Here is a 19,397-nt window from a genome sequence, read left to right as displayed (position 1 = left end):
CAAACTAAGGCGTCCCCCCCCTCCCCCCCCCCCCCCCCCACTACCCCATCCTGCGCCCTACCAACCGCCGCCCAGCGCGCGATACAGTTCCACGCGTGCAATCGCGGCTGTGGCCTGGCTGTTGGCCAGCGCGGCCTGGTTGTCCAGCGCGATGCGTTGCGTGCTCAATACATCCAGCATGTCGACCACGCCTGCCTGGTACTGCCGACGCGCAGCGCCCAGCGCCATCTCGCTCTCATCCACCGCCACATGCAGCTGCGCGGTGCGTTGCTGTTCGGCGGCATAGCCGTCGATGGCATCGTCCACTTCATGCCAGGCCTGCAGCACGGTACGGCGGAACTGCAGCGCCGACTGTTGCTGCTGCAGCCTGCTCAACGCCAGGTTGGCCTTCAGGCGTCCGCCCTGGAAGATCGGCAGGCTGATCGACGGCCCGACGCTGAAGCGATGCGCGTTCCAACCATCCAGGTCATCCAGCTGCCTGGCCTGGAAACCGGCATCGCCATTCAAGGTGATGCGCGGCAGGAAGCTGGCCTTGGCCACGCCGATACCCGCCGTGGCTGCATGCAGTGCGGCCTCGGCACGGCGGACATCGGGGCGACGCTCGGCCAGCTCACTGGGCATGCCCACGGCGACGGTCGGCAAGGCTGGCCAGTCGCGGCGCGCGTTCTGCAACTGTGCGTCCAACGTCTGCGGTGGCTGCGCCAGCAGGAACGCCAGCGCATTGCGCAGTTGTGATTCGCGATGCCGCAACGGCGCGATGCGCGCCTGCAACGATGCCACCTGTGCCGCCGCACTGGACACCTGCAACGTGCTGGCCACGCCCTGGCGTTGGCGCGCTTCGGTCAACCGCTTGATGTCGTGGGCGATGCTGAGGTTGTCCTCGGTGATGGCCAGCAGCTGGCGTGTTGCGCGCAACTGCAGGTAATCGCGCGCGGTCTCCGCCAGCAGCGCGATACGCACCGCGTGTGCATCTTCCTCGGCCATCTGTACGCGTGCGTCGGCGGCTTCCACCTGGCGGCGTACGCGGCCCCACAGATCCAGTTCCCAGCTCATGCCGATGCCGGCCTGGAACAAGCCATAGTCTTCACGACCGCCATTACCGGATGGATCGTTCAGGCCTACCTCGCTGTTGCGCGCGCGTACGCCAGTGGCAGTGGCACTGACGCTGGGCAGGCGATCGGCAGCGGTGACACCCCGCGCGGCGCGGCTCTGCTGCACGCGGTTGGCGGCCAGCTGCAGGTCGAGATTGGCCTGCAGCACCTGCGTCGCCAATTGCCCCAGCAGCGGGTCGTCGAAACCGGACCACCAGCGGACATCGTCATCCAGCACAGCTGACGCCACTGCTTCGCCCTGCCATTGCATGGGCAGTTCGGCCTGCGGGCGCACGAAGTCCGGGCCCAGCGTACAGGCGGTCAGCACCGTGCACACCGCCGCTGTCGCCAGTACGCGTGGGAATACTCGGTTCATGCGCCCTCCCCGCCCTTGCGGCGCTGCTCGCGCTGCGCGCTCTGTACCCGCTGCGAACTCTGCAGATCCACGCTGGCTTCCACCGACATGCCGGCACGCAGTTGGCCCAGCAATGCCTGCTCCGGCTCCAGCACGATCTTCACCGGAATGCGCTGCACTACCTTGGTGAAGTTGCCGGTGGCGTTCTCCGGTGCAATCGCGGCGAACGTCACGCCGGTGGCTGGTGCGATGCTGTCGATATGGCCACGCAGCGGCGTGCCGGGGAACACGTCCACCGTCAGCTCAACCTGCTGCCCCGGCTGCATGCGGGTCATCTGCGTTTCCTGGAAGTTGGCGACCACGAAGGCGCGCTGCAGCGGCACCACTGCGGCCACCGGCGTGCCCGGGGTCAGGTAGGCACCGACGCGCACTGCGCGGCGCCCGACCATGCCGTCGATCGGTGCGCGCAGCTCGGTGTGCGACAGATCCAGTTCGGCGCGTGCCTGTGCGGCTTCGGCACGCTGCACCGCTGCCTGCGCGGCCTGCACACCGGCAGTGAGGATGTCGGTGCGCTGGCGTGCGGTCGACAATGCGGCCTGCCCCTGTTGCAGATGCGCACTGGCCACGGCCTGCTTCGACTGCGCCTGCTGTGCGTTCTGCACGGTACCGGCACCGTCGCGCGCCAGCTCGCGGTAACGCTGCTGGTCGGCGCTGGCCAGGGTCAGCTCGGAGCGGCTGACATCCACACTCGCCCTGGCCTGTTCGATCAGCGAGCCCTGCTGTGCCAGCGCCGCCTGTGCGTTGGCCAGCTGTGCACGTGCATTGGCCAGGTCGGCGCGGGCGGCCAGCAACGCGACCTGGTAGTCACGGTCATCGATGCGGGCCAGCACGTCACCGGCTTTCACCGCTTGGTTGTCCTGCACGTCCACCGCGCTGACGAAGCCGGCGATCTTGGGTGCGACCACCGTGTAGTCAGCAACCACATAGGCGTTGTTGGTGGTCTGGTGGCGGCCATCGCGCAGCAGCAGCCACCCGGCGCCGGCCAGCACCAGCACGCCCAGGCCGAGGCCGGCGTTGAGATACGTTCGATTGATTGTCATGAGGGGGTTCCTGCGAAGGGGATCAGGCCACGGCACGTGGCGGATGGATGCGGGTGGGCATCCAGGCAATGAGAGGAATGAAGGCCAGCGCGACCAACGCGACCAGCAGGTAGAGATCGGCCGAGGTCAATGCCTGCACCTGCGCATGCAGGCGCGCGCCCAGTTGCGGCCCCTCGGCCAGCCACGGCTGTTCGCCGAGGCGGTCGACCAGCACGGTGGAATGGAAATGTCGGCGTCCCTGCGCAACCGCTTCAAGCACGCCGCTGGCCAGTACCGCGGCAAAGCCCTTCACCGTGTTGAACCACGCCGAGGCGAAGGGGCCATCCTGTGGCGCAAGGCCACCGGTGGCCAGCATCAGCAGCGGCAGCACCGCCATCGGCTGGGCAAACACCTGCAGCAACTGCACCCACAGGAAGTTGTCTCGGATCCAGCTCACGTCCAGATGTGCGCCCAACCAGCAGGCCAGTGCCAGCAGCGCCAGGCCGGTGGCCTGCACCCAACGGCAATCGACCGCGCGGATATTCAGCAATGCGGCTACCAACGGCAGCGCGATTGCCTGCGGAACCGCCACCCACAGCAGCATCGGCGCGGTCTGTTGCGGCCGATAGCCCTGCACGCTGGCGAGGAAGCCGGAGGGAATGGAGATCACCGCCAGCAGCACGAACAGCACGCCACCGAGAGTAATCAGCGAATAGCTGAGGTTGCGGTTGGCCAGCAGCTGCAGCTTGAAGAACGGCAACGGATGGAACCACTCGTTGACCATGAAAAGCACCAGCAGACCCGCACCGCCACCCAGCATCAGGGTGATCAACGACGAGTCGAACCAGTTCAAGCGCGGGCCCTGCACCAGGCCCAGTACCAGCAGCACCAGCGCCGGCAGGCCGAGCATCAGGCCGACGCCGTCGAACTGTGCGAAGCGCTCCAGCCGCAGGGGATCCTGTGGCAGCCCCCAGGCGACCATCGCCATCGCTGCCAGGCAGTACGGCACGATCTGCCAGAACGCCCAGTGCCAGCCCACCTGCTCCACCCAGAACGCGGCCAGCGGGGTGCCCATGCTCGGCCCGAAGGTGGCAGTCAGTGCGTAAGCGGCCAGGCCGTACAGCTTGATGCCCGGCGGCAGGAAGCGCAGCGCCACGCTCATCAACAGCGGCGGCAACGCGCCACCGCACAGGCCCTGCAACGCGCGCAGCACCAGAAAGGTCTGCAGGTTGGGTGCCAGCGGGCACAGCACGCCCAGCACCATGAAGCCGCCGATCATCGCCAACGCAAAACGGCGCAGCGAGAAGGTGGCGGCGCACCACGGTGCGAACGCCATCGCGCTGACCGACATCGCGCTGTACAGCGCCACGATCCAGCTGCCGTCATCGACGCTGAAACCCATCGCCCCGCGGATGTCGGCCAGTGCGACCTTGGTGACGTTCTCGTTGAAGCCCGACACCAGCACCGCCAGCAGCACACCGCACAGCCCTACCAGGATGCGCCGGTCGAGCCCGGGTGCGGCGACGGGCCGGGGCGCTGCCGGCGCCGGAAGTACGGCGACAGGCGTGCTCACTGCCGGCCGCCGATCCGTGCAGTGCACGGCATATGTGGAGTCATTGGATTGCGCTCAGTGAAACTATCGGGAGCGCAGTCTAGAAAGGCCGTTGCCTGCGAAAAATGGCGTGTCCGGCATCGCAGTCGTGCGTCCGGCGCACGGCTGCAGGCGATCAGTGGCGGGCCGCCTCGACCGAATCGCACATCACCTTGATCGCCCGCCGCAGCCACTGGTGCGCCGGGTCGTTGTCCATGCGCGGGTGCCAGGCCTGCACCAGTGCCACGGTGCGTACCGGCACCGGCAGCGGGAACATGCGCAGTGGCAGACCCATGTGGGTGATGCGGTCGAGCATCACGCTCGGCATCTGCGGCAGGACCAGGTCTGAATCAGCAGCAGCGAAGATCGCACCGTGGAAGGTGGGGATGACCACCGCCACCCGCCGCTGCAGGCCGAGCACGGCCAGTTCCTCGTCGATCGGGCCGTGCGCCAGCCCGCGCCGGGACACGGCGATATGGTCGCAGGCCGCGAAGCGCTCGGCACTGATGTCGCCGTCGAACAACGGATGATCCTCGCGTGCAGCGCCCAGCAGAGAAGTGGTGAACAGGTGCTGCACCTTGGTTTCCGGGCTGTGCTTGCCCGCCGTACTGATGTACAGGTCGATCCGCCCCTGCACCATCGCATCGTCATCGGTATCGCCCTCGGGCACGAAGCGCAGCATGCAACGCGGTGCCTGCTGGCGGAACACCTCACGCAGGCGGCCGCCATAGCTGCCGATGAACACATCATTGGCGCGCACGCTGAACGTGCGTTCCAAGGTGGCCATGTCGACCTCGCGGCCGGCATTGAACACGCGGTGTGCCTGCTCGATCACATCGCGCACCTGCTCACGCAGTTCCAGCGCGCGGGGTGTGGGGGCAAGGCCACGGCCGGCGCGCACCAGCACCGGATCACCCAGCGCCACGCGCACCCTGCCGAGGGTACGGCTCATCGCCGGCGCACTGAGATTCATCCGCCGCGCGGCGGCGGCCACGCTGCATTCGTCGATCAGCACATCCAGTGCGAGCAACAGGTTCAGGTCCGGCAGGGGCATGGCAGTCTCCCGTAAATGCGATGACTCTACTGCAATCCAAACCAACCAGAGTTGCGTCCTGCGCACGCATTGACTGCGGCGCACGGCATGGGTGCGCGCGACGACATGCGCGACCATCACCGCCCTGCAAAGGAGCTTTTCATGTTCAACACCCTGCTGGTCGCGCTTGATGGCGGCCCCCAGCACGACCGCGTGCTGGACCTCGCCGCCGCCATGGCTGGCCCCCGCAGCCGTCTGCACCTGCTGTGCGTGCTCGACCCCGAATTCGCACTTGCAGCAGATGCCAGCGATGCCGACCGCCGCGAATATCCCGCCGCCGCCCGGCAGCAGGCGCACGCCGAAGCCGTGCTTGCCGACGCCCTGGCCGAGCTGCGCGAGCGCGGCGTGGACGCCATCGCACAACTACCGTCCGGCGACCCGGGCGAAGTGATCAGCGCGCAGGCGCGCCGCCTGCAGTGCGATCTGATCGTCATCGGCCACCGCCACCTGTCACGTCTGCAGCGTCTGTTCGAGCCCTCGGTCGGGCAATGGACCATCGACCACGCGCCCTGCCCGGTGCTGGTGGAAACGCGCGATCCGTAGGTACTCCCGGCATGGCCTCACGTTCCCCTGTATTTCCCACCCGCGTGAGTTATCGCGCCTTCGGCCGTCAATTCAGTCGCGGCGAACAAGCCCTGCTGGCTGCACTGCGGCAACTGGGCGACCCTGCGCTGCAGGCCGAGGGCCTGCTGCAACTGGCCGCCCTGGGCCTGGATGCCGAAGGGCGCGACGCCTTCCGTGAACTGCTGCCGCTACTGGCCACGCCACATGCACCGATCGAACTGCTGCCGGCCGGATCGCCCTTCATTTCCGCCAGCGAACTGGACGTGCTGGTCTGTCTGCTGCGCATTGCGCAATGGCGGCACGCACGCCCACGCGAGGACGATGTGCTGGCGCCGCTGCGTCGACAACTGGCATGTTGTGCGGCGGCGGTGCACGCCACGCCGTTGACGTTGCGGCAACGGTCGCTGTCACCCGTGGGCCTGCGCCTGCTGGATCCGGCCGGATGGCTGCGCCAGCGCTGATCGGCCGCGTACGTTCCTGCCGCGGCCGTGGCGCAGGCGTGCTCAACAGTCCAGCGTGTCGTGCGCGCCCCCGTGGTCGTCCAGCACGTGCGCGTGCAGGATCACCCGGTTGCGGCCTGCACGCTTGGCCGCGTACAGGCCCGCATCGGCATCGGCCAGCAGCTGTTCGGCGCTGGCCAGCGCCGGCGGATGCAGGTAGCCCACACCCACGCTGATGCTGACCGGGCCTTCCGGCAGTGGCAATGCTTCCACCGCCTCGCGCAGACGCTCGGCCAGCGCAAGCACACCCGACAGCGGGCTGCCGGGCACGATCACCGCGAACTCCTCACCGCCATAGCGCGCCACGCTGTCGGCCGCGCGCCCAGCGGTGGCCTGCAGCACCGCAGCCACCGCCTGCAGGCAACGGTCACCGGCGGGATGACCGTGCTGGTCGTTGAATGCCTTGAAATGGTCAATATCCACCAGCAGCAACGCCATCTCGCTGCCACTGCGGCGCGCACGGTTCCATTCGGCCAGCAGCAGCGTATCGAACTGACGGCGATTGGCGACGCCGGTCAGGCCATCCTGCCGCGCCAGCTGATCCAGGCCCGCCTGCCGTTCCAGCAGGTCGATCTGCAGCAGGGTGCTGCGCAGGCCGAAGCCCAGTGTCGCCACCACGAAGCCAGTCACTGCCAAAGGCCGCGCGTGGTCCACCACCAGAGTGCCGACCACCAGCAGCAGCAAGGGCAGGATGATCGGCCCACCCGCCTGCACCAATCGCAGCAGGCGGGGATGCAGCACGAAGCCCGGCGCAGGCGCCTGGCGCAGCGCCAGTACCGCCAACAGCAGGAACGGCAGGTCGATCAACAGATCGTTGTAGGCGCCGAACGACTGTTCGGAGGTGTAGTGATTGATGTAGAACGCCAGCAGCAGATATGACAATGCGTACAGCGCCAGCGCGCGGTAGAAGCTGCGCCGTTCAGGCGCGTCGCCGGCGACCCAGCGCACCACCGCGAAGCCGGCGATGCACAGGTTCTGGATGTCGAACATGCGCTGCATGTGGGCCATCGCCTGGTCATCGATGTCGATGCGGTCGGCGAAGGACTGGGTATGCACGAAGAACAGCACGCCCAGCAGCGCGGCCATCACGCCGTCGATCAGGCTGATCATCCGGCGTTCGCGACGGGCGCGGGCCAGGATGAACACCAGCGGCACGCCGTACAGCACATACAACAGCAGGCTGGCGCGCGGGGTGATGTCGGACCGTCCGGCCCCCAGTGCGTCGGCCATGTTGAAGGCCATGCCACCGGCCCAGAGCAGCAGCGCGATTGCAGTGGCCCGCCAGCCCAGTGCAGCGCGGTCGCGCTGGCCACGCCACAGGCAGGCCGCGGCGGCCAGCAGAGGCGCCGCGGTCAGGAACACGAACGATCCCCCACCGGCCGTACCCGGCCAGAACGCCACGACCACGCCATGGCAGATCACGAACATCAGCGCCAGCACAACCAGCATGCATCCCCCATGCGCAAGGCCGTATGGCGGCACGATAGCGCGCCGCCACGCCACAGCGGCGTGATCCGCGTTGGAAAAGACGGATACGCGACAGTGGCAGCCGTCTCGCGAAATGGTTGCCCGGCGACGCTCGCGGGCCAGCCGGGAAGCCGCCCGACAGCCGCGACCTGTAAAATGCGAAAATCCCTCCCCATCCTGGCGAGCGCCTCCGCGCCGGCCACCCCAGATATCCCGTGAAAACCCCCGAAGGACTGCGCGCGCTGATCGACGACGGCGTGATCGATGAAGTGCTACGCCCGCTCAAGAGCGGCAAGGAAGCGGCCGTGTACGTGGTACGCAGCGGCAACGAGGTGCGCTGCGCGAAGGTCTACAAGGACATGGCCCAGCGCAGCTTCCAGCAGCGCGTGCAGTACCAGGAAGGCCGCAAGGTGCGCGGCAGCCGTGAGGCGCGTGCGGTGGGCAAGGCCAGCAAGTACGGCCGCAAGCAGCAGGAAACGGCCTGGAAGAACACCGAGGTGGACTCGCTGTACCTGCTGCGTGATGCCGGCGTGCGCGTGCCCGAGCCATACGGCTACTTCCACGGCGTGCTGGTGATGGAGCTGGTCACCGATGCCGACGGTTTCTCCGCCGCCCGCCTGGGCGAAGTGGAACTGGAGCCCGAACAGGCCCGCCAGTTCCACCAGACCCTGGTCCGCCAGGTGGTGCGCATGCTGTGCTGCGGCCTGATCCATGGCGATCTCTCGCCGTACAACGTGCTGGTCGGTCCCGATGGCCCGGTGGTGATCGATTTCCCCCAGGTGGTCAGTGCAGGCGGCAACAACGCCGCGCGCAGCATGCTGCTGCGGGACGTCAACAACCTCACCGCCTACTTGGGCCGTTTCGCCCCTGAACTGCTGGACAGCTGGTATGGCGAGGAAATGTGGGCGCTGTTCGAGGCTGGCAGCCTGCTGCCGGACAGCGAGCTCACCGGCACCTTTGTGCACGATGAATCTACCGTCGACCTCGACAGCGTGCGCCACGCCATCAACGATGCGCGCGAAGAAGCCCTGATCCGCCAGCAGGGCCGTGAAGCGGCGGAAGAAGACGACGACGTATAAGCGCCACGCCATGCGTGGCGGCTCGACGCTACGGACAAGCCAGAGCAGCCGAGCGTGGGCTCGGCTACAGGGTCAGGCCTTCAGTGCGCGCGCGTGGTGGGCGATGTGCTCGCCGATGAAGCTGGCGATGAAGTAATAGCTGTGGTCGTAGCCGGGCTGCAGGCGCAGGCTCAGCGGATGGCCGGCGGCATCGCAGGCCTGCTGCAGGCGCTGCGGCTGCAGCTGGGTGAGCAGGAACTCATCGCCCTCGCCCTGGTCGACCAGCAGCGGCAGGCGCTCGCCGGCATTGGTCACAAGCTGGCAGGCGTCCCACTGCGCCCAGTCGGCCGGGTTGTCACCGAGGTAGGCGGTGAACGCCTTCTGTCCCCACGGCACGTGACTGGGCGCGACGATCGGCGAGAACGCCGACACGCTGCGGTAACGGCCCGGGTTGCGCAGCGCGATCACCAGTGCACCGTGGCCGCCCATCGAATGGCCGCTGATGCCCCGCGCATCGGTAGCCGGGAAGTTCGCTTCGATCAGCGCCGGCAGTTCCTGCGCGACGTAGTCGTGCATGCGGTAGTGCTTCGCCCACGGCGCACGGGTGGCGTTGAGATAGAAGCCCGCGCCCTTGCCCAGGTCATAGCCCTCGGCATCGGCCACATCATCGCCGCGCGGACTGGTATCCGGGGCGACGATGATCACGCCGTGCTCGGCCGCATAGCGCTGCGCCCCGGCCTTGGTGATGAAATTCTGCTCGGTGCAGGTCAGCCCGCTCAGCCAGTACAGCACCGGCAGCTTCTGGCTGGCGGCCTGCGGCGGCAGGTATACGGCGAACTGCATGTCGCAGCCCAGCGTGGTCGAATGATGCCGGTAGACGTCCTGCCAACCGCCGGCACAGGCGCGGTGTTCGATACGTTCCATGATGTTCTCCTGCGCGGCGCGTCAGCGCACGCGTGCTTCTGGTAGATGCCGACCTTGGTCGGCTTATCCACGCACGGCGTGGATGCCTTTGTTGATCAGTTCGTCCAGCTGCGCCAGCAAGCGCAGCAACGGCTCGACGTCAGGCTGGCCATCAAGATTGCGATACGCCGCCGCCGCCACGTTGCTGCGCGGCGGCCACTGGCCATCAGCGCGGGCCTCATGCAGACGCGGCAGGAATACCTGCCCCAGCCACTGCTCGAACGACATGCCATCGTCGCTGCCGAAGGCCGAGGTCACCGCACGCGGTGGCCCCACTTCGCCCACGACCCAGCCCAGCGCGCGCAGCGCCTGCTCGATCGGGGCCACCAGGGCCGCGCGCGGGTCTTCCGCACGCGGCCGGCGCAGGGCATCCAGCCAGCCCATGACACGCCTCAGTAATGGACCACCGAACGGATCGACTTGCCTTCATGCATCAGGTCGAAAGCTTCGTTGATCTTGTCCAGGTCCATGGTGTGGGTGACGAACGGCGCCAGCTCGATATCACCCTTCATCGCGTCTTCGACCATGCCCGGCAGCTGGCTGCGACCCTTCACGCCGCCAAACGCGGTACCCATCCACTTGCGGCCGGTGACCAGCTGGAACGGACGGGTGGAGATCTCCTGGCCCGAACCGGCTACGCCGATTACCACGCTCTGGCCCCAGCCGCGGTGCGCGCATTCCAGCGCCGCACGCATCACGTTGACGTTGCCGATGCACTCGAAGCTGTGGTCCACGCCCCAGGTGGTCATTTCAACAATGACCTGCTGGATCGGCTTGTCATGATCCTTCGGGTTGATGCAGTCGGTGGCGCCGAATTCGCGGGCCAGATCAAACTTGGACGGATTGGTATCCACCGCGATGATGCGGCCGGCCTTGGCTTGGCGCGCGCCCTGGATCACGGCCAGGCCGATACCGCCCAGGCCGAACACGGCCACGCTGTCGCCTTCCTGCACCTTGGCGGTGTTGTGCACTGCGCCGATACCGGTGGTGACGCCGCAACCGAGCAGGCAGACATGCTCCGGGTTGGCGTCCGGGTTGATCTTCGCCAGCGACACCTCGGCAACGACGGTGTATTCGCTGAAGGTCGAGCAGCCCATGTAGTGGTAGATCGGCTCGCCGTTGTAGCTGAAGCGGCTGGTGCCATCGGGCATCACGCCCTTGCCCTGGGTGGCACGCACCGACACGCACAGGTTGGTCTTGCCGCTCTTGCAGAACAGGCATTCACCACACTCGGCGGTGTACAGCGGAATCACGTGGTCGCCCGGCTTCACGCTGGTCACGCCCTCGCCCACTTCCACCACGATGCCGGCACCTTCATGGCCCAGCACCACCGGGAACAGGCCTTCCGGATCATCGCCGGACAGGGTGAACGCATCGGTGTGGCAGACACCGGTGTGGGTGATCTTGACCAGCACTTCGCCCTGCTTCGGCGGGGCGACGTCGATCTCGACGATCTGCAGCGGCTGGCCGGGACCAAAGGCGACGGCGGCACGGGATTTCATGATGGCACTCTCCAAAAAGGCTTGCGGAAAACAGGATGCGCGGCGCTGTGTCGCGCCGTCGTTCATTTCAGGTACGAGCGGATCAACGCGCTCATGTCGCGCACGCGTTCGGCGCGTTGTTCATCGGACGCAGCGGGCTGGCCGAACTCCTCGCGCAGGTGCGCTTCCATCACTTCGGACATCAGGCCGTTGACCGCCCCGCGGATGGCGGCGATCTGCTGCAGCACCGGCCCGCAGTCGGCGCCGGCTTCCAGCGCGCGGTCCAGCGCATCGCACTGGCCGCGGATGCGGCGTACGCGGGCGAGAACCTTCTTTTTTTCTTCGGGGGAGTGCGGCATGGCAGGCCGGCCTCGGAACTATACTGGGGGATAGTATACAGAAGCCGATCCGTACCTCAATCGAAGACGCCCTCTGCGGCCAGTCGGCTCAGCTCCTCCACCACGTAACGCACCTTCGGCCGCAGGTGCCGCGTCTGCGGCCACAGCGCGTGGATGTCCACGTGGTGCTGCATGCAGTGGTCGAGCAACGACTGCAGCGCCCCGGACTCGAGATGCCGGCGCACCAGCGATACCGGCATCTGGCAGATGCCCAGGCCAGCCAGCGCGCCTTCGATCACCGCATCGCCATCATTGAGCTGGTAGGTGCCGCTGGGAATGAACACACCCTGGGTCCCCGCGCCCCCCATCCGCCAGGCTACGGGTTGTCCATGGCGGTAGCCGACGATGCTGCGGTGTGCATGTAGATCGTCAATGGTCCGTGGCGTGCCATGCGCCTGCAGGTAGGCCGGCGCGGCGCAGGTCACCAGCCGCTGGCTGGCCAGCTTGCGCGCGACCAGGTGCTCGGCGTGGTGCAGGCCGCCGAAGCGGATCAGCAGGTCGATGCCTTCCTCCAGCGGGTCGACGAAGTGATCGGTGAAGGTCATCGTCAACTGCAGGTCCGGATACTGCTGGCACATTTTCAGCAGCACCGGCAGCACCACCAGCCGACCGAACGAGGACGGCATGTCGATGCGCAGGCGGCCGCTTGGCAGATGTGCCGCCGAGCCCAGACAGGCTTCGGCCGCCGCGATTTCATCCAGCGCCGCCGCGCAGGAGGCGTAGTACGCCTCGCCATCGGTGGTCAGCGCGATGCGCCGGGTGGTGCGGTGGAACAGGCGCACGCCCAGCCGTGCTTCCAGCCTGGCAATGGCCTTGCCGACCGCCGAGCGGGAGATGCCCAGCGCGTCGGCGGCCTCGGTGAAGGTGGCCGAGCGCGCCGTGGTGACGAAGGTCACCAGGCCATTCAACGATTCGACGGGGAGCATCGGCAGACTCGCTCATTGGGGAAAGATATTCCCGCTTGTCGGGAAATTTACCACCTTTATGTGCCTTCATGTCAACTCCATCATGGTGCTGTCGCGCCGTTGGCGCCCCTCCCCGCACCGAGATGACTGACATGACCGCCCCCCTGTTCCGCCCGTTCGACCTCGCTGGACTGCCCCTGCACAACCGCATCGCGATGGCGCCGATGACCCGTGCCCGCAACCCCGGCGCCATCGCCAATGCACTGACCGCGCAGTACTACTGTCAGCGCGCCAGCGCCGGCCTGATCATCAGCGAAGGCACGCCGGTGTCGGCGCAGGGCCAGGGCTACATCGACGTGCCCGGCATCTGGTCCGCTGAACAGGTCGCCGGCTGGAAGCTCGTCACCGACGCCGTACACGCTGCGCAGGGCGCGATCTTCGCCCAGTTGTGGCACGTCGGGCGGATGTCACACGCCTCGCTGCAGCCCGACGGCGGCCAGCCGGTGAGCGCCGGCACTCGACCGGTGGCGAGCGATCCGAAGAACACCTCGTTCGTGTATCTGGACGACGGCAGCCGTGGCCATGCCGATCCGACGCCGCCGCGCGCGCTGCGCACCGACGAAGTGCCGGGTATCGTCAGCGACTTCGTACGCGGCGCTGAAAATGCCATCGCTGCCGGCTTCGATGGCATCGAGCTGCATGCTGCCAACGGCTACCTGTTCGAGCAGTTCCTCAACCCGGTCACCAATGATCGGCAGGATCTCTACGGTGGTTCACTGCGCAACCGCGCACGGCTGATCCTGGACACCGTGGATGCGATGGCGCAGCGGATCGGTGCACAGCGGATCGGCGTGCGCCTGGCGCCGAACAGCCAGACTTTCGACATGCCGGCCTATGCAGAGAACGAAGCCACCTATCTTTACTTGGCCGAAGAGCTTGGCAAGCGCGGGCTGGCGTATGTGCATCTGAACGACAACTACCTGCGCGGCGCGCCCGTCATCGGCGAGGCGTTCCTGAAGACTTTCAAGCAAACCTACGGCGGCACCGTGATTCTCGCCGGTGGGCTCACCCGTGAGCGTGCTCTGCGACTGGTCGAGGACGGCATCATCGACCTGGCCGCGTTCGGCCAGCCGTTCATCGCCAACCCGGATCTGGTCGAGCGCCTGCAGCGCGATGTGCCGCTGGCCGTGCCCGATCGCAGCACCTATTACGGCGGTGGCAGCGAGGGCTACCTCGACTACCCGCTCGCACAGTAGATCCACGCCATGCGTGGATGCCGCGCCTTGATCCCGCCGGGCCACGAGTGCATCGTGGCCCGGTCCGGCCTCGGTCCTGCCCCATGAACTGCTCAGCGGCCTCCTTCATCGTCAACCTCGACGTCCCCGATCTTGCAGCGGCCGAGGCGTTCTACACCGAAGCTTTCAGCCTGAGGATCGGCCGCCGCCTGGGCCCCGGCGCACTGGAACTGCTCGGTGGCCCCACGCCGCTGTACCTGCTGCAGAACGATGCTGGCAGTACAGCGACCGAAGACGGCGATGTGCGCGATTACGAGCGGCATTGGACGCCCCTGCATCTGGACTGGGTAGTCGCCGACATCGACGCTGCGCTTGCCCGCGCCGTTGCAGCCGGCGCCACCCTTGAACAGGCCGTGCGCGAACACCGCTGGGGAAGTATCGCTGTGCTGGCCGATCCGTTCGGCCATGGCTTCTGCCTGATCCAGTTCAGCGATGCAGGCTATGACGCCCTGCTGGAATAACGCGCCTGCTCACCACGGCAGGGGTACCGCCTCGCCATTCGCGCGTTCGCCGTAATACAGCGACGGTAGCAGGCGCGACAGGAAGCTGAACTCGGTATAGCAGTGCTTGAGCAGGCCCAGGCCGATCGCATCGCTGGCATCGCGCTGCGGATCTTCACTATCCAGGCCCAGCACGAAGCGACTGCGCAGCACGCAGCCGAACGGCGTATCGCGGGCGACGTGCAGCATCTGGCCGTCGCAGGGATCACCGTGCGCATCCAGCCGAACGTGATCACCAAAACCGATGCGCGCGGCAATCACCGCCGAGACATCGCCTGCATCCTGCGCCGCCTGCAGACGCTCAAGTGTGAGCAACGTGCGCGGATCATGGAACTTCAGGCGTGCCGCCACCGGCGGGATGTCGGCCAGCGACTCGACGGCATGGATGCTGGCCCCATGGTAGCTGCGCCCACGCTGCCAAGCCGCGTCCCAGCCACGGTGCTCGACGTGGTCCAGCGGGTGCCACCAGCGGATGTGCTGGGTGGTCTCGAAGAAGGTGAACCACCAGTCCAGCATGCGCCCCTTGCAGCCGTGAAGATCGGTGCGCACCGCGACCAGCAGGGTGCCGTCCGCGCGACGCTGGATGCCGGTCTCCAGGTGCATCGGTGCCGGATCAAGCAGGTCGTGGTGGTCCAGCCAGGCGTGAGCGTTGGCAACGGTTTCCATGGTGAATCCCTCGGGAGATGAGGATCGGACAATACGGAAACGCACATCGTTTCGCAATTATCGAAATGCGCTAGAATGTGCGCAATGACCGCTACCGCCCCGCCCGATCTGATCGCTCCGCCCCGTCGCCGCGGCCGTCCTGCACGCCCAGAGGCCGACGTCCGCCATGCCGTGCTGCAGGCGACGCTGGATCTGCTGCTGGCGCAGGGCTACGAAGCGACCACCATCGAAGGCGTCGCCGCGCATGCCGGCGTGGCCAAGAAGACGGTGTACCGGCATGCCGGAAATCGCGACGAACTGGTGGGCCTGGCAGTGCGCGAGTGGACCGATGGCTTCGCACCACAGCTGCAACGTGATGCCCGCCACGCCGAAGACGTGCTGCCACTGCTGCACGACATCCTGCAGGCGGTGTGCGCGCAGGCATTGTCAGCACAGGCGGTGCGGGTGTTCCGCCTGTTGACCACCGACTTCCCGGGCAAGGACGCGCTGCTGCGGGCCTACCTCGACAACGGCATCGGTCGCGGCCGGGCACTGCTGACGGACTGGCTGCGGCGGCAGCAGCAGCGTGGTCTGTTGCGCGCCGGTGATCCAGAACGGATGGCGCGTCTGGTGCTGTCCATGGCCGTGGCAGAACCCCTGCGCGAACGCGCCATCGGCGTGGTTGCAGAAGACGCATCGGTGGATGCGCACCTGCGTGACTGCCTGCAGTTGATGGAGCCGATGCTGCAGGCTGCGTAGCGTGGCGCCATCCACGCATGGCGTGGATCTACTATGCAACGGCATCCACGCATGGCGGGGTCAAAATGGCCATGCGGCGATGGTCAGTAGATCCACGCCATGCGTGGATCCGACCCACCCCAATTCATTCGCGCAACATATCCACGAACGCGCGCAACGCGCCGGGCATCTGCCGCTGCTTCGGGTAGTACAACGCGAACCCGGCGAACGGTTCGCTCCAGTCTTCCAGTACCGCCACCAGTCGCCCATCGTCCAGGTACGGGCGCGCGGTGTCTTCCAGCACATAGGCCAAGCCGATGCCATCGAGCACCGCGCCAACCACGGTGCCCTGCTCGCACAGCGTCAGCCGCCCCGGCACGTCGATCTCCAAGGTCTGGCCCTCGCGCTCGAACTGCCACTTGTACAGATGGCCGCTGGCGAAGCGGAAACGCACGCACTCATGCGCGGCCAGGTCGCGCGGATGCTGCGGTGCCGGCCGGCGCCGCAGGTACTCGGGCGAACCCACGATCAAGCCGCGCAGCGGCGGCCCCATCGGCACCGCTACCATGTCCTCGGGCACGAACTCGTGCAGGCGCACGCCCGCGTCGTAACCCTCGGCGACGATGTCGACCAGACCATCGTTCTCGGTCAGCTCCACCCGTACATCCGGATGCGCGTGCAGGAAACGCGCCAGCCGCGGCCCCAACTGGGTCGCTACCGCCGCCCGCGTCGCATTGATCCGCAGCAGGCCGGCCGGAACGGCGCGGAAGTGGTTCATTTCTTCCAGCGCATCGTGCACCTGGCCCAGCGCCGGCTGCAGGCGCTCCAGCAGCCGTTGTCCGGCTTCGGTCAGGGCCACGCTGCGGGTGGTCCGGTGGAACAGGCCCACCCCCAGCCGCTCCTCCAGCGCGCGGATCGCATAGCTCACCGCCGAGGTCGACAGGGCCAGTTCGGCGCCGGCCCGGCGGAAGCTGCGGTGGCGGGCGACCGCGGCGAAGGCGGCCAGGTGGGACAGGTTGTCAGTGGCCATGATTGTGCAGTCTGCCTTGATGAATCATGCCGATATATACGCTTCTTACCTTGCGGTACGGGGCGTATTGTAAAACGCCTTTCGACAAACCCGCCAAGGATTCCCCATGTCCCTCGCCCGTGGTTACGCCGCCCATACCCATACCGACCCGCTGGTACCCTTCGAGTTCGAGCGCCGCGCGGTCGGCCCGAACGATGTGCGCATCGAGATCCTGTACAGCGGCATCTGCCATTCCGACCTGCACCAGGCCCGCGAAGACTGGGGTGGCTCGATCTACCCGATGGTGCCGGGCCACGAGATCATCGGCCGCGTTACCGAAGTCGGCAGCGAGGTCACCCGCTTCAAGGTCGGCGACCACGCCGGCGTCGGCTGCATGGTCGACTCCTGCCGCCACTGCGATGCCTGCGAACACGATCTGGAGCAGTACTGCGCCGAAGGTGCCACCTGGACCTACAACGGCCGTGAACGCGCCGACGGTGCCCCGACCTACGGCGGCTATTCCGACCATGTGGTGGTCGAGCAGCGCTTCGTGGTCAAGGTCTCCGAAACGCTGGACCTGAAGGCCGCCGCGCCGCTGCTGTGCGCCGGCATCACCACCTGGTCGCCGCTGCGCCATTGGAAGGTCGGCCCGGGCCAGAAGGTCGGCGTGATCGGTCTGGGTGGCCTCGGCCACATGGGCGTGAAGTTCGCCAAGGCACTCGGCGCGCACGTGGTGATGATCACCACCACCCCGGAAAAGGGTGCAGACGCCAAGCGCCTGGGCGCCGACGAAGTGCTGGTCTCGCGTGATGCCGCGCAGATGAAGGCACATGCCGGCAGCTTCGACTTCCTGCTCAACACCATCCCGGTCGGCCATGACACCAACCCGTACATGGGCCTGCTCAAGCGTGAGGCGACCATGTGCCTGGTCGGCGTGCTGACCGAACTGGACCCGCCGCTGACCGGTGGCAGCGTGATCTTCGGTCGCAAGCACCTGACCGGCTCGGCGATCGGCGGCATGGCTGAAACCCAGGAAATGATGGACTTCTGTGCCGAGCACGGCATCGTCAGCGATGTGGAGATGATCGACATCAAGAACGTCAACGAAGCCTGGGAACGCATGGCGAAGAATGATGTGCGCTACCGCTTCGTGATCGACATGGCGACGATGAAGAACGCTGCCTGATCCAAGTCGGTTGTGGAAACGAAAAACCCCGGCAATGCCGGGGTTTTTTCATTCCTGACGGTAGCGCCGGGCCATGCCCGGCGGTCATCCATCCCGCGTCAGTAAGCAAACTCGCGGAACACCGGATCCACATCGCCGTGCCAGCGGCCATGGAACAGTGCCAGCTTGCGCTCGGCCGGGGTCAGGCCGGACTCGACGATTTCCTGCAGCACGTCCAGGAACTTGCTTTCATCCTGGCCATCGGCATTGCGCGCCGCACGGCGCTTGAGGCCTTCCACGGAAATCTTCACCGCTTCGCGCGCCAGATCGCGCACGGTGCCATTGCGGAACGGCAGGTTCATCGCATGCTTGGGCACCCCATCACGCAGCGCATGGCGTTCAACCAGGCTGAAGTCGCGCACCAGGTCCCACGCTGCATCCAGTGCGGTGTCGTCGTACAGCAGGCCCACCCAGAAGGCCGGCAGCGCGCACAGGCGGCTCCACGGGCCACCATCGGCACCGCGCATTTCCAGGTACTTCTTCAGCCGCACTTCCGGGAACGCGGTGGTGGTGTGGTCCGACCAGTCGCGCAGCGTCGGCAACGCGCCCGGCAACACCGGCAGCTTGCCCTGCATGAAATCGCGGAAGTTCTGCCCGCTGGCATCGTGGTAGATGCCGTCGCGGTAGGAGAAATACATCGGCACATCGAGCAGGTAGTCGACGTAGCGCTCGTAACCGAAGCCATCCTCGAACACGAAGTCGAGCATGCCGGTACGGTCGGCATCGGTGTCGGTCCAGATGTGCGAGCGGTAGCTGAGGTAGCCGTTCGGCTTGCCCTCGGTGAACGGCGAGTCGGCGAACAGGGCGGTGGCGATCGGCTGCAGCGCCAACGACACGCGGAACTTCTTCACCATGTCCGCTTCGCTGGCGTAATCCAGGTTCACCTGCACGGTGCAGGTGCGGGTCATCATGTCCAGGCCCAGCGAACCGACCTTGGGCATGTACGAACGCATGATCTTGTAGCGCCCCTTGGGCATCCACGGCATTTCATCGCGCGTCCACTTCGGCTGGAAGCCCATGCCGAGGAAGCCCAGCTGCAGCTCGCCGGCCACCTGTGCCACTTCATTGAGGTGGGTGCCGGTTTCCACGCAGGTCTGGTGGATGGTTTCCAGCGCCGCACCGGACAGCTCCAGCTGGCCCGCGGGCTCCAGCGTCACCGAGGCGCCATCACGCAGCAGGGCGATGGTATTGCCGTTTTCCTGCACCGGGGTCCAGCCGAAACGGACCAGGCCGTTGAGCAGTGCTTCGATGCCGCGCTCGCCCTCGAAGGTCGGCGGGCGCAGGTCATCCAGGCGGAACCCGAACTTCTCGTGCTCGGTACCGATGCGCCACTGCGTACGGGGCTTCTCGCCGGAGGCGATCTCCGCCACCAGTTGCGAGCGGTCGGTAATGGGCGTATCGGCGACGTGGCTGGGGCTCGACAAGGGGGTGGCTCGCTGG

The 19,397-nt window shown here is 66.8% G+C and carries 20 protein-coding genes; 7 read left to right on the top strand and 13 right to left on the bottom strand.

Annotated elements, in window-relative coordinates; all coding sequences use genetic code 11:
• Positions 1-57 precede the first annotated feature (57 nt).
• The 4 genes from AC27VL_RS17885 to AC27VL_RS17870 all read right to left on the bottom strand — a co-directional run bounded on the left by AC27VL_RS17885 (position 58) and on the right by AC27VL_RS17870 (position 5,170).
• The gene (locus AC27VL_RS17885; RefSeq protein WP_488767680.1) at positions 58-1,467 is read right to left on the bottom strand and encodes an efflux transporter outer membrane subunit; all 1,410 of its coding nucleotides are present in this window, start codon (positions 1,465-1,467) and stop codon (positions 58-60) included.
• The gene (locus tag AC27VL_RS17880; RefSeq protein WP_488767678.1) at positions 1,464-2,546 is read right to left on the bottom strand and encodes an HlyD family secretion protein; all 1,083 of its coding nucleotides are present in this window, start codon (positions 2,544-2,546) and stop codon (positions 1,464-1,466) included. The genes AC27VL_RS17885 and AC27VL_RS17880 overlap by 4 nt, the downstream gene beginning before the upstream one ends.
• Positions 2,547-2,568: 22 nt before the next feature.
• Positions 2,569-4,098: an MFS transporter gene (locus tag AC27VL_RS17875; RefSeq protein WP_191078194.1), complete on the bottom strand. Its 1,530-nt coding sequence runs from the start codon at positions 4,096-4,098 to the stop codon at positions 2,569-2,571.
• Between the two features lie 154 nt (positions 4,099-4,252).
• Positions 4,253-5,170, bottom strand: coding sequence for a LysR family transcriptional regulator (locus tag AC27VL_RS17870; protein ID WP_100462647.1), 918 nt, complete (start codon positions 5,168-5,170; stop codon positions 4,253-4,255).
• A gap of 141 nt (positions 5,171-5,311) precedes the next feature.
• Between AC27VL_RS17870 and AC27VL_RS17865 the strand changes: the two genes are divergently transcribed.
• Both AC27VL_RS17865 and AC27VL_RS17860 read left to right on the top strand, forming a co-directional pair.
• Entirely contained in the window at positions 5,312-5,752 is a 441-nt protein-coding gene (locus AC27VL_RS17865; RefSeq protein WP_108265927.1) for a universal stress protein, read from the top strand.
• Positions 5,753-5,763: 11 nt separating this feature from the next.
• Entirely contained in the window at positions 5,764-6,234 is a 471-nt protein-coding gene (locus AC27VL_RS17860) for a hypothetical protein (protein ID WP_488767674.1), read from the top strand.
• A gap of 42 nt (positions 6,235-6,276) precedes the next feature.
• On the opposite strand, the gene AC27VL_RS17855 is transcribed toward AC27VL_RS17860, so the two are convergent.
• Entirely contained in the window at positions 6,277-7,722 is a 1,446-nt protein-coding gene (locus AC27VL_RS17855) for a GGDEF domain-containing protein (RefSeq protein ID WP_100553531.1), read from the bottom strand.
• Between the two features lie 233 nt (positions 7,723-7,955).
• On the opposite strand from AC27VL_RS17855, the gene AC27VL_RS17850 reads away from it, so the two are divergent.
• Positions 7,956-8,819 carry a PA4780 family RIO1-like protein kinase gene (locus AC27VL_RS17850; protein ID WP_099820969.1) on the top strand — a complete coding sequence of 288 codons (864 nt, stop codon included), beginning with the start codon at positions 7,956-7,958 and terminating at the stop codon, positions 8,817-8,819.
• Positions 8,820-8,891: 72 nt separating this feature from the next.
• Here the strand turns inward: AC27VL_RS17850 and fghA are convergent, their stop codons facing one another.
• The 5 genes from fghA to AC27VL_RS17825 form a co-directional block, all read right to left on the bottom strand.
• A complete protein-coding gene (gene fghA / locus AC27VL_RS17845; RefSeq protein WP_488767671.1) occupies positions 8,892-9,722 on the bottom strand; it encodes an S-formylglutathione hydrolase in 831 nt (276 codons plus the stop codon).
• A gap of 63 nt (positions 9,723-9,785) precedes the next feature.
• Positions 9,786-10,145, bottom strand: a complete 360-nt coding sequence (locus tag AC27VL_RS17840) for a YqcC family protein (RefSeq protein ID WP_165378069.1) — start codon at positions 10,143-10,145, stop codon at positions 9,786-9,788.
• Between the two features lie 8 nt (positions 10,146-10,153).
• Complete coding sequence (locus AC27VL_RS17835) at positions 10,154-11,263, bottom strand: S-(hydroxymethyl)glutathione dehydrogenase/class III alcohol dehydrogenase (RefSeq protein WP_100554206.1); 1,110 nt, start codon at positions 11,261-11,263, stop codon at positions 10,154-10,156.
• A 62-nt stretch (positions 11,264-11,325) separates the two neighbouring features.
• A complete protein-coding gene (gene frmR, locus AC27VL_RS17830) occupies positions 11,326-11,601 on the bottom strand; it encodes a formaldehyde-responsive transcriptional repressor FrmR (RefSeq protein ID WP_005411009.1) in 276 nt (91 codons plus the stop codon).
• Positions 11,602-11,657: 56 nt separating this feature from the next.
• Positions 11,658-12,566, bottom strand: a complete 909-nt coding sequence (locus AC27VL_RS17825; RefSeq protein WP_488767666.1) for a LysR family transcriptional regulator — start codon at positions 12,564-12,566, stop codon at positions 11,658-11,660.
• 131 nt (positions 12,567-12,697) lie between these two features.
• Here AC27VL_RS17825 and AC27VL_RS17820 point away from each other — a divergent pair, with 131 nt between their 5' ends.
• Positions 12,698-13,801, top strand: a complete 1,104-nt coding sequence (locus tag AC27VL_RS17820) for an alkene reductase (protein WP_488767664.1) — start codon at positions 12,698-12,700, stop codon at positions 13,799-13,801.
• Positions 13,802-13,884: 83 nt separating this feature from the next.
• Positions 13,885-14,301, top strand: coding sequence for a VOC family protein (locus AC27VL_RS17815; protein ID WP_488767662.1), 417 nt, complete (start codon positions 13,885-13,887; stop codon positions 14,299-14,301).
• Positions 14,302-14,310: 9 nt separating this feature from the next.
• Here the strand turns inward: AC27VL_RS17815 and AC27VL_RS17810 are convergent, their stop codons facing one another.
• Positions 14,311-15,006: a DAPG hydrolase family protein gene (locus tag AC27VL_RS17810; protein WP_488767660.1), complete on the bottom strand. Its 696-nt coding sequence runs from the start codon at positions 15,004-15,006 to the stop codon at positions 14,311-14,313.
• 75 nt (positions 15,007-15,081) lie between these two features.
• On the opposite strand from AC27VL_RS17810, the gene AC27VL_RS17805 reads away from it, so the two are divergent.
• Positions 15,082-15,744, top strand: coding sequence for a TetR/AcrR family transcriptional regulator (locus tag AC27VL_RS17805; protein WP_488767658.1), 663 nt, complete (start codon positions 15,082-15,084; stop codon positions 15,742-15,744).
• Positions 15,745-15,868: 124 nt separating this feature from the next.
• Here the strand turns inward: AC27VL_RS17805 and AC27VL_RS17800 are convergent, their stop codons facing one another.
• Positions 15,869-16,753, bottom strand: a complete 885-nt coding sequence (locus AC27VL_RS17800; RefSeq protein WP_100462607.1) for a LysR family transcriptional regulator — start codon at positions 16,751-16,753, stop codon at positions 15,869-15,871.
• 106 nt (positions 16,754-16,859) lie between these two features.
• Between AC27VL_RS17800 and AC27VL_RS17795 the strand changes: the two genes are divergently transcribed.
• Positions 16,860-17,918, top strand: a complete 1,059-nt coding sequence (locus tag AC27VL_RS17795; protein WP_488767656.1) for an NAD(P)-dependent alcohol dehydrogenase — start codon at positions 16,860-16,862, stop codon at positions 17,916-17,918.
• Between the two features lie 98 nt (positions 17,919-18,016).
• Here AC27VL_RS17795 and AC27VL_RS17790 read toward each other — a convergent pair whose 3' ends face one another.
• Positions 18,017-19,381, bottom strand: coding sequence for a glutamate--cysteine ligase (locus AC27VL_RS17790; RefSeq protein WP_488767654.1), 1,365 nt, complete (start codon positions 19,379-19,381; stop codon positions 18,017-18,019).
• Positions 19,382-19,397: the final 16 nt, after the last annotated feature.

The sequence above is a fragment of the Stenotrophomonas sp. 14P6.2.3 genome (genome assembly GCF_057799055.1).
This window is presented reverse-complemented; position numbering and strand designations above follow the sequence as displayed.